Below are 9468 nucleotides of genomic sequence, written 5' to 3' on the forward strand. Positions count from 1 at the left end.
CGCGGCTCCGGGAGCTCACATCAAGCCTGTCCGGCGTTTGAGGACGGCCGGGGTGAGCAAATCAAGCCTGTCCGGCGTTTGAGGACGGACCCTCACGCGCGGGGCCCGCGCCGGTCGCGGGGGCGGGCCCGCACAGCCCCGGCCTCAAGCGGGCCGCAGGCCGCTACGCCTCGCCGCGACGCGCGCCCGCTTCGCGTTCCTTCTCCGCACGCTCCGCCGCCTCCATCTCCGCGAACACATCGATCGGCGGCGGCGCCTTCGCCAGGAACACCCAGGTCAGATAGACGGCCAGCAGGAACGGCGGGATCTTCAGGGCGACCAGGACCCAGCCGAGCTGGGTGGTGTCCGCCCACCAGTAGAGCGGGAAGAGGATCGCGCACTTGGCGAGCAGGATCAGCCCCCATGCCCAGCTCGCCTTCGCGTACGCCTTCTTGCGGCCGGGGTTCCGGGTCCGCCAGGAGAGGTTCTCCTTGAAGACCGGGCCGAGGATCAGCCCGATCAGCGGGACACCGGCCAGGGTGGTGACGATGTACGCCAGCGCCAGGCCGAGCGTGTAGAGCATCCCCGGCAGATAGAAGTCCTTCGCATTGCCGGTCATCATCGCGAAGACGACACCGAAGGCCACCCCGAAGACCCCGCTGAACGCGTGCTTCACGGTGTCCTTGCGGAGCAGCCGGACCGCGACGAGCAGCAGCGAGACCGCCAGCGCCGCGATGGCCGAGATATGCAGATCCTTGTTGATCGTGAAGATCGTGACGAACAGCAGTCCGGGCACGACCGTTTCGACCATGCCGCGAACGCCGCCGAACGCCTCGAACAGCGCGGCCTCCGTGACCGCCTTCGAGGCGACGGCCGAAGACTCGTCGGGCTGGTCGCGCTGGTCGTTCTGCGTGGTGGTCGGCTTGTCGAGAGACGTCACCGGCTACTCCTGTCCGAGCGGTCGGAGTTCGTATTTGGGGTTGAACAGCACACGGCGGCCGTGGCTCATGGATATCCGGCCCGAGGCGATGAGCCTGCGGCCCGGTTCGATGCCCACAATGGAACGGCGGCCGAGCCAGACGACGTCCAGGGGGGCCGTGCCGTCGAACAACTCCGCCTCCAGCGCGGGCACCCCGGCACGCGGACGCAGAGTGACTGTGCGCAACGTACCAGTGACTCTGACGATCTGGCGGTCACCGCACTCGGCGATGCGGATACACCCCGACGCCTGCGCGTCCTCCCGCAGCTCCTCCGACTCCAGGTCCTCCTGCGAGGTCGACAGCCGGTCGAGCATACGGCGGAAGCGGCCGGCCGGCTTCTGTGCCCGGTCCGCCCGGTCGGCCTTCCCGGAACCGGCTCCGGGGCGGGGTTCACCACTCATGGCACAAGCGTACCGGCCGCCGCCGACACCGCCCCGGCCCGTCGGGCTCCTGGCAGGGCCCCGCGCGCCCGCCGCCCCCCGACGGCGGGCGCACCCGCCCGGGAGGCCCGTTCAGGAGCGCTCGAAGCGGTACCCCATGCCGGGCTCGGTGACGAAGTGCTTGGGGTGCGAGGGGTCGGCCTCCAGCTTGCGCCGGAGCTGTGCCATGTAGACGCGCAGATAGTTGGTCTCGGTCCCGTAGGAAGGCCCCCACACCTCCTGGAGCAGCTGCTTCTGGCTGACCAGCCGGCCCGTGTTCCGGACGAGGACCTCCAGCAGATGCCACTCGGTGGGGGTGAGCCGGACGTCGCGCCCCTCGCGGTTGACCTTCTTCGCGGCCAGGTCGACGGTGAAACCCTCCGTCTCGACGATCACCAGGTCGTCGTCACCGCCGCCCACGGGCTCCGCCCTGCGGACCGCCGCCCGCAGCCGGGCCAGCAGCTCGTCCATCCCGAAGGGCTTGGTGACATAGTCGTCGGCCCCGGCGTCCAGCGCCTCCACCTTCTCGTCGGAGGTGTGGCGGGCGGAGAGGACCAGGATCGGGACCCGGGTCCAGCCGCGCAGCCCCTTGATCACCTCGACGCCGTCCATGTCGGGCAGCCCGAGGTCGAGAACGACGACATCGGGGTGCCGGGCGGCGGCCAGCTGGAGCGCGGTAGCGCCGTCGGGTGCCGCGTCCACCTCGTACTTGCGCGCCTTCAGATTGATCACGAGGGCGCGCACGATCTGCGGCTCGTCATCGACCACGAGCACCCTGGTCATCGTGGGCCCGCCTTTCTCCACTGTTGTCCCTGTCGCCTGTACTGCCTTTATGCCCGTACTGCCGGTGCTGCCGTCCGTACGGTCTCTGCCCGGCGCCACGGTCCTCGCACCGCCCCGGTTCATCCCGCTCATCCCGTTCATCCGCCCGGACCTGTCATGAGGTCGCCCCGGCGGGCAGTTCGGGGCTCACCTGCTCGCTCCTTGCCGTGGCCCTGAGGGTGAGGACCATGGTCATTCCGCCGCCCGGGGTGTCCTCCGCGGTGAGGGTGCCGCCCATGGCCTCGACGAAGCCCCTGGCGACCGCGAGACCGAGACCGACCCCGGCACCGCGTGGAGCGTCACCGTAGCGCTGGAACGGCTCGAATATTCGCTCTTTCTCGTCGTCGGGGACCCCGGGCCCCCGGTCGGCGACCCGCAGTTCCACCCGGCTGCCGAGGGCGCTGGCGGCCACGGTGACCCGGGTGGCGTCCGGGCTGTACTTGACGGCGTTCTCGACGATATTGGCCACGGCCCGCTCCAGCAGCCCCCGGTCGACGTCCACCATCGGCAGCGACTCGGGGATGTCCAGCTCCACGCTCTCGACGGGGACGGACACCAGGGCCATCGGCACCACCTCGTCCAGATCGGTCACCCGGATGAGCGGGGTGACCGTGCCGGTCTGCAGCCGGGACATGTCCAGCAGATTGCCGACCAGATGATCGAGCCGGTCGGCGCCGTCCTCGATCCCCGCGAGGAGTTCCGCCTCGTCCTCCTCCGACCAGGCCACGTCGTCGGACCTGAGGGAGGACACGGCGGCCTTGATGGCGGCCAGCGGGGTGCGCAGATCGTGGCTGACGGCCGCGAGCAGCGCCGTACGGATCCGGTTGCCCTCGGCCATTCTGCGGGCCTCCTCCGCTTCCCCGACCAGCCGCTGCCGGTCCAGTACGACCGCGGCCTGGGCGGCGAAGGCGGCCAGCACCCTGCGGTCCTCGGCGGGCAGCATCCGGCCGGAGAGCGCGAGCGCCATATGGTCGCTGACCGGCATGTCCACCTGCGCGTCCTCGGGCCGTACGACACAGGTGGGACCCACACTGCCCGCCGTGGTCCAGGGGTCGACATCGCTCTTGCGCTCCAGGAGGGCCACCGATTCCATGCCGAAGGTCTCGCGGACCCGCTCCAGCAGCGCGTCCAGCGTGGTCTCGCCGCGCAGCACGCTGCCCGCGAGGAAGGAGAGCACCTCCGACTCGGCGCGCAGCCGGGCCGCCTGATGGGTGCGCCGGGCGGCCAGATCGACGACGGAAGCCACCGCCACGGCCACCGCGAAGAAGATCACTATGGCGACGATGTTCTTCGGGTCGTAGACCGTCAGGGCCCGCAGGGGCGGGGTGAAGTAGAAGTTCAGCAGCAGCGAGCCCACCGCGGCGGACGCGAGCGCGGGCAGCAGTCCGCCGAGGAGCGCGGCCATGACGGTGAGGAAGAGGAAGAGCAGGACATCGTTGGCGAGCCCGAGCGTGTCGTCGAGCGCGGTCAGCAGCAGGGAGAGCAGCACGGGGGCCACGACCCCGATGAGCCACCCCGCGATGATCCGCGACCGGCCGAGCCGCGCGCCCCGCGCCACCGGCAGTCCGCGCCCTTTGCCCGCCTCGTCATGGGTGACGATATGGACATCGAGATCGGGCCCGGAGTCACGGGCGACCGTCGCGCCGACGCCGGGGCCGAAGATGTACTGCCATGCCTTCCGGCGGCTGGAGCCGAGGACGATCTGGGTGCCGTTGACGCCCCGGGCGAACTCCAGGAGAGAGACCGGGATGTCGTCGCCTATCACATGGTGAAACGTTCCGCCGAGGTCTTCGACCAGGGTCCGCTGAACGGCCAGCTCCTTGGGCGACGCGGAGGTCAGTCCGTCGCTGCGGGCGATGTAGACGGCGAGGATCTCGCTGCCCGAGCCCTTCGCGGCCATCCGCGCGGCCCGGCGGATCAGGGTCTGCCCCTCAGGGCCGCCCGTGAGGCCGACGACGATCCGCTCCCTGGCCTGCCAGGTGGACCGTATGTTGTGCTCGCCCCGGTACTGCTGGAGATATTCGTCGACCCGGTCCGCCACCCACAGCAGCGCAAGCTCCCGCAGCGCGGTCAGATTGCCCGGCCGGAAGTAGTTGGAGAGGGCCGCGTCGACTTTGTCCGACTTGTAGATATTGCCATGTGCCATCCGCCGGCGCAGTGCCTGGGGCGACATATCGACAAGTTCTATCTGGTCCGCCCGCCGGACGACCTCGTCGGGGACCGTCTCCCGCTGCCGTACGCCCGTGATCGACTCGACCACATCGCCCAGCGACTCGAAGTGCTGGATGTTCACCGTCGATATGACATCGATGCCGGCGGTCAGCAGCTCCTCGACGTCCTGCCAGCGCTTGGCGTTACGGGAGCCGGGGACATTGGTGTGGGCCAGCTCGTCCACCAGGGCGACGGCGGGGCGGCGCTCCAGCACCGCGTCGACGTCCATCTCGGTGAAGACGGAGTCCCGGTACTCGATCACCCGCCGCCGGACCTGCTCCAGGCCGTGCAGCATCACCTCGGTACGAGGGCGGTCGTGGTGCTCCACGAAGGCCACCACGCAGTCCGTGCCACGTTCCACCCGGCGGTGGGCCTCGGACAGCATGGCGTAGGTCTTCCCGACGCCTGGTGCCGCGCCGAGGTAGATCCGTAGCTTGCCGCGTCCCATGGCCTCATTGTCTTTCGAAAACTGCTGGTTGCGCCTGCGACGACCTTACGGCGGGGGAATCCGGCAAAACGGGCGCGGGGTGAGCCCGAGCGGCGTATTTGACGCGATTCTGATGCCGGCCCGGTCCCGGGCGGCCGGGGACGGAAACTCCGCGCGGCCGGGGGCCGGAGACTCCGCGCGGCCGGGGCACCTAGGGCCTCTCGTTTGGATCTTGCTGGGCTCGCGTGCCCTGGCACCGCACCTCGCCGCGTTGTCGTCAGTCGCCTACGCTCCGCGTGGACTCCCTCCTCCGCCTTGCGATCCACGGCACCAGACCCCGCTCACTGACCCAGCCTGATCCAAACGAAAGACCCTACCCCTCGACGGTCTCGCCGTCACCCAGTTCGAGAACCCGGTCGGCGAGCCCCAGCAGCTGGGTGTCATGGGTGGCGACCAGCGCGGTCACGCCCTCGCCGCGCACCACGGCGCGCAGCAGCTCCATCACCGCGAGCCCGGTCTCCGCGTCGAGCTGGCCCGTCGGCTCGTCGGCGATCAGCAGGGCGGGGCGGTTGGCCAGGGCCCGGGCGATGGCGACGCGCTGCTGCTGGCCGCCGGACAGCTCCCCGGGCCGCTGTGCCGTGTGCTCCGCGAGACCGACCAGATCGAGCAGGAGCGCCACCCGCTCCTCGCGCTCCCTGGGATCGGCCCTGCGCAGCCGCAGCGGAACGCCGACGTTCTCGGCCGCCGTGAGGATCGGGATCAGCCCGAACGCCTGGAAGACAAAGCCGATCCGGTCCCGGCGCAACTCCAGCAGGGCGCGCTCGTCGAGTCCGGCGAGATCGGTGCCGTCGACGGTGACCCGGCCCCGGTCGGGGGAGTCGAGGCCGCCGACCAGATTGAGCAGGGTCGTCTTCCCGGAACCGGACCTGCCCTTCAGCGCGACCAGCTCACCGCGCGCGATCTCGAACGACACACCCCGAAGGGCATGGACGGCGGCGGGCCCGGAGCCGTACGAGCGGTGCAGGTCCTCCACCCGCACCATGGGGCCGCCCTCGGACTCCCCGGCGACGGCCGTGCCCGCGCGGGCTCCCGTGCTCTCGGTCATGAAGCGCCCTTCGTACGGAGACGGTGCATCGGTCCCCGCACACTACGGCGAAACGCCGACGGGCCGCACTCCCCTGGGAAAGCACGGCCCACGACCCACGGGCTCTAAGAATCCCGTCATCCCCGGCGGGCGCCCGCAGCTCACGGGACAGCCCTCAGGGGCGCGTCAGCGCACCTCGGTGATCTCGGGACCGCGCTGCAACTGACCCATGCCACCGGAGAACCGGGAGTTCTCCTGCTCCTCCTGCTGGACGCCCTCGGGGACCATCTGCGCGTCGTCCGGCAGCTTGAGGACGATCGGGTCACGGGGCGCCATCGGGCCCTCGCCGCGTACGACGACCGTGTCCCGGAAGACCGTCTCCAGCACTCCGGCCGCCTCCGGCTGCACCGCGCCCTGCCCGGAGATCACTCCGCGCAGGAACCAGCGGGGGCCGTCGACGCCGATGAAGCGCACCAGCTGGACACCGCCGGTGCCGTCCGGCAGCTGTACGGGCACCTGGGCCCGCAGCTCCCAGCCCAGGGGGCCCTCGACCTCGTCGATGATGCCGCCCTGCTGGGTGATCCCCGAGGCGATCTCCTCGCGGACCTCGCCCCAGATGCCCTCCTTCTTGGGCGCGGCGAACGCCTGGAGCTGGACGGCGCTGTCGCGCAGCACCACGGTCGCGGCGACGATCGCGTCGCCCGCCACCACCACCCGCAGTTCCATGCCCTCGACCCCCGGCACGAAGAGGCCGCCCAGATCCACCCCCCCCTCGGCGGGCTTGGACACCTCGTCCACGTCCCAGGGGCCGTCGGGCCGCGGCGCGGGGGGAAGGTTCACCCTGCGGGAGCCCTCGTCGCCAGCAGCCTCGTCGGGGTCCTGCGTGTCGAGCTCGGCCGACAGCCCGGCCTCGCCGACTGCGTCCGCGTCCCCTGCGGAACCACTCTTCTTGCGACGTCCGAACACGTCACTGTCCTTCCCGGTCGGATACGACGGAAGCGTATCGATTCCCACCCGTTGGGCCGTCCACCGCGGCATGACCGCCGGTGGACCCGAAGCCCCCCTCGGCCCGTGCCGAGCCGGGAAGCTCCGCCACCTCGTGGAAGCGCACCTTCTCGACCTGCTGGACAACCAGTTGGGCAATGCGGTCGTACCTCTCGAAGCGCACGCTTTCGCGCGGGTCGAGATTGACCACGATCACCTTGATCTCCCCACGGTACCCGGCATCAATCGTCCCCGGGGCATTCACCAGCGTTACGCCGCAGCGGGCCGCGAGACCGGAGCGCGGGTGCACGAAGGCGGCGTATCCGTCGGGGAGCGCGATGGAGACCCCGGTGGGGAGCACGGCACGCTCGCCGGGGGCCAGCTCGGCCGCCTCACAGGTCACCAGATCGGCTCCGGCGTCGCCGGGGTGCGCGTACACCGGCAGCGGGACATCGGGGTCCACCCGGCGGATCAGTACGTCAACGGGGCTGCCGGGGCCGCCGGGGCCGTCGGTCAGGGACATCAGGGATTCACCTCGAAGGCGCGGACGCGCCGGATCTGGTCGGGGTCGGACAGGGCCGCCTGGATCTCCTCGGGGCGCCCGTTGTCGACGAAGTGGTCGACCTTGACCTCGATGAAGAGCGCGTTGGCGCGAACGGCGACGGGCCCGTCGGGGCCGCCGATCCGGCCCACGGCGGAGGAGAAGATCTTGCGCCCGGCGACGGCGGTCACCTCGGCCCGCAGGAACAGCACGGTGCCCACGGGCACGGGCCGCACGAAGTCGGACTCCAGCCGGCCGGTCACCGCGATCACCCGCAGCAGCCAGTTCAGCGAGCCCAGCGTCTCGTCGAGCGCCGCGACCAGCACACCGCCGTGCGCCAGGCCCGGAGCGCCCTGGTGGGCGCTCTGCACGGTGACGCTCACACCGTCCCCGGCCCGCGCCTGGAGGTGCAGCCCGTGGGGCTGGCCCTCGCCGCAGCCGAAACAGTTGTCGTAGTGCGAGCCGAGCAGCTCGCCCGGTGCCGGGGCGTCGGGATGCCGGACCGGCGGTATGGCGTCGGCGGGCGGGGTCATGGCCGGGGGCGCGGGGTTCGCTCCGCGGGGACCCCGGGAATTCGCAGTGCTCACATGCGCAGACCTTACCCGCGCGGATACCCCGGGTCCGCACCGTGCCAAGCTTGCCACCATGCAGCCATCCGCCATGCGCTACGACGAACGACTGACCGCTCCGGCCGCCTGGTGGGCCGTCGCCGCCCTGCTGGGGCTCTCGGGCGGTCTGGTCACCCTGCCGCTCGGTCCGACGGCCCTGCTCGGCGGAGTGGTCGGGGCGTCCTCGCTGGCCGCGCTCGTGGTCAGCTCCTACGGCTCGGCGCGCATCCGGGTCGTGGCGGGGTCGCTGGTCGCGGGAGGCGCCAGGATTCCGCTGACGGCGCTCGGCGAGCCCGAGGTGCTGGACGCGGAGGAGGCGCGGGCCTGGCGCTCGTACAAGGCCGATCCCCGTGCCTTCATGCTGCTGCGCAGCTATGTGCCGACCGCGGTGCGGATCGAGGTCACGGACCCGGCGGACCCGACGCCGTACATCTATTTGTCGACCCGTGATCCTCAGGGCCTGGCCGCCGCGCTGGCGGCCTGAGCCGACGGCGGGCGGTGAGGGGTCAGCTCGCCGGTTCTCGCGCGACGCCGGCTCGTTCGGCCCGCGCGGTGTCAGCTCTCCAGCTCGCGCGGTGTGGCGCCCGTCTCCAGCGGGTGGGTCGGCTGCTCCAGCCGGGGCAGGGCGGGAAGCGCGTCCCAGGGGACCTGTCTGGTCCGCAGGTCCTTGCGGACGCGGTCCGCGAGATGCCGGGTGTCCCGGCGGTTCATCACGGCTCCGACGGCCGCGCCGACCATGAACGGGATCAGGTTCGGCAGATTGCGGATCATGCGCTTCATGATCTGCTGGCGCAGCTCGCGCTTGAGCCCGCCGCTGAGCGCGGCGTTCTTGTACGTCGACGGCTTGGTCGGGTCGATGCCCCGCTCCTCCGACCAGGCGGTCAGATACGCGGTGCTGCGCTCCTTGAGGCCGCCCGGCGGGCGCAGTCCGTAGACCTCGTGCAGCTCGGCGATCAGTTTCAGCTCGATCGCGGCGACTCCGGTGATCTCCGCCGCCAGCTCGGCCGGCATCGCCGGCGGTACGGGCAGCATCGCGGCGGCCCCGACGCCCGCGCCCACCGTCGCGGTGGCGTTCGCGGCGCCCGCGACCAGCTTGTCGGCAAGCTGCTCGGGGGTCAGACCGGGAAACTGTCCGCGCAGGGTCGCGAGATCGCGCACCGGCACGCGTGGCGCGTTCTCGATGATCCGGTCGGCGATGTAGCCGACGGCCGCTCGGGCGCTCTCGCCGCTTCTGCGGACGCCCTGGCGCACAGCGGCCAGGCGTCCGCGCCGGGCCGCCGTGACGGTCCGGTCCGCCGCGTCGCGCGAAAGCGCCGCGCTGTCGTCGCGGTCATCGCGCGGGAGCGCTTCGAGCGAGCCGGAGCCGGAGGAGCCGCCGTCCCGCCCGGCCTCTCCCGCTCCGTGGGGCAGGAG

Annotated in this window: 10 protein-coding genes; 1 reads left to right on the top strand and 9 read right to left on the bottom strand. The window is 71.4% G+C overall.

The features are described 5' to 3' along the window. Window positions 1-163: 163 nt before the first annotated feature. The 8 genes from ACWF94_RS23840 to ACWF94_RS23875 all read right to left on the bottom strand — a co-directional run bounded on the left by ACWF94_RS23840 (window position 164) and on the right by ACWF94_RS23875 (window position 7980). A complete protein-coding gene (locus ACWF94_RS23840; RefSeq protein ID WP_453491942.1) occupies window positions 164-919 on the bottom strand; it encodes a DUF3159 domain-containing protein in 756 nt (251 codons plus the stop codon). A 3-nt stretch (window positions 920-922) separates the two neighbouring features. After that, window positions 923-1360: an OB-fold nucleic acid binding domain-containing protein gene (locus tag ACWF94_RS23845; protein WP_453491945.1), complete on the bottom strand. Its 438-nt coding sequence runs from the start codon at window positions 1358-1360 to the stop codon at window positions 923-925. 111 nt (window positions 1361-1471) lie between these two features. Then, a complete protein-coding gene (locus ACWF94_RS23850) occupies window positions 1472-2161 on the bottom strand; it encodes a response regulator (protein ID WP_453491948.1) in 690 nt (229 codons plus the stop codon). A 154-nt stretch (window positions 2162-2315) separates the two neighbouring features. Next, on the bottom strand, window positions 2316-4859 hold the full coding sequence (locus ACWF94_RS23855; protein ID WP_453491951.1) for an ATP-binding protein: 2544 nt from the start codon (window positions 4857-4859) through the stop codon (window positions 2316-2318). Between the two features lie 352 nt (window positions 4860-5211). Then, a complete protein-coding gene (locus ACWF94_RS23860) occupies window positions 5212-5943 on the bottom strand; it encodes an ABC transporter ATP-binding protein (RefSeq protein WP_453491954.1) in 732 nt (243 codons plus the stop codon). 165 nt (window positions 5944-6108) lie between these two features. Further along, window positions 6109-6888, bottom strand: coding sequence for a DUF3710 domain-containing protein (locus tag ACWF94_RS23865; protein ID WP_453491957.1), 780 nt, complete (start codon window positions 6886-6888; stop codon window positions 6109-6111). Between the two features lies 1 nt (window position 6889). Continuing rightward, window positions 6890-7429, bottom strand: a complete 540-nt coding sequence (gene dut / locus ACWF94_RS23870; RefSeq protein WP_453491960.1) for a dUTP diphosphatase — start codon at window positions 7427-7429, stop codon at window positions 6890-6892. Next, window positions 7429-7980 (bottom strand): PaaI family thioesterase, encoded by a 552-nt coding sequence (locus ACWF94_RS23875; protein WP_453491966.1) that lies wholly within the window; start codon window positions 7978-7980, stop codon window positions 7429-7431. Before ACWF94_RS23875 ends, dut begins: the two co-directional genes overlap by 1 nt. A 112-nt stretch (window positions 7981-8092) precedes the next feature. Between ACWF94_RS23875 and ACWF94_RS23880 the strand changes: the two genes are divergently transcribed. Then, window positions 8093-8539 (top strand): DUF3093 domain-containing protein, encoded by a 447-nt coding sequence (locus ACWF94_RS23880; RefSeq protein ID WP_453491963.1) that lies wholly within the window; start codon window positions 8093-8095, stop codon window positions 8537-8539. 71 nt (window positions 8540-8610) lie between these two features. On the opposite strand, the gene ACWF94_RS23885 is transcribed toward ACWF94_RS23880, so the two are convergent. Beyond that, on the bottom strand, window positions 8611-9465 hold the full coding sequence (locus tag ACWF94_RS23885) for a hypothetical protein (protein WP_453491969.1): 855 nt from the start codon (window positions 9463-9465) through the stop codon (window positions 8611-8613). Window positions 9466-9468 lie beyond the last annotated feature (3 nt).

This window comes from Streptomyces sp. NPDC055078, from assembly GCF_053607985.1.

Coding starts and splice junctions, on each gene's coding strand:
- ACWF94_RS23875 (WP_453491966.1), bottom strand. CDS start 7,980: ATGACCCCGCCCGCCGACGCCATACCGCCGGTCCGGCATCCCGACGCC.
- ACWF94_RS23845 (WP_453491945.1), bottom strand. CDS start 1,360: ATGAGTGGTGAACCCCGCCCCGGAGCCGGTTCCGGGAAGGCCGACCGG.
- ACWF94_RS23860 (WP_453491954.1), bottom strand. CDS start 5,943: ATGACCGAGAGCACGGGAGCCCGCGCGGGCACGGCCGTCGCCGGGGAG.
- ACWF94_RS23850 (WP_453491948.1), bottom strand. CDS start 2,161: ATGACCAGGGTGCTCGTGGTCGATGACGAGCCGCAGATCGTGCGCGCC.
- dut (WP_453491960.1), bottom strand. CDS start 7,429: ATGTCCCTGACCGACGGCCCCGGCGGCCCCGGCAGCCCCGTTGACGTA.
- ACWF94_RS23855 (WP_453491951.1), bottom strand. CDS start 4,859: ATGGGACGCGGCAAGCTACGGATCTACCTCGGCGCGGCACCAGGCGTC.
- ACWF94_RS23880 (WP_453491963.1), top strand. CDS start 8,093: ATGCAGCCATCCGCCATGCGCTACGACGAACGACTGACCGCTCCGGCC.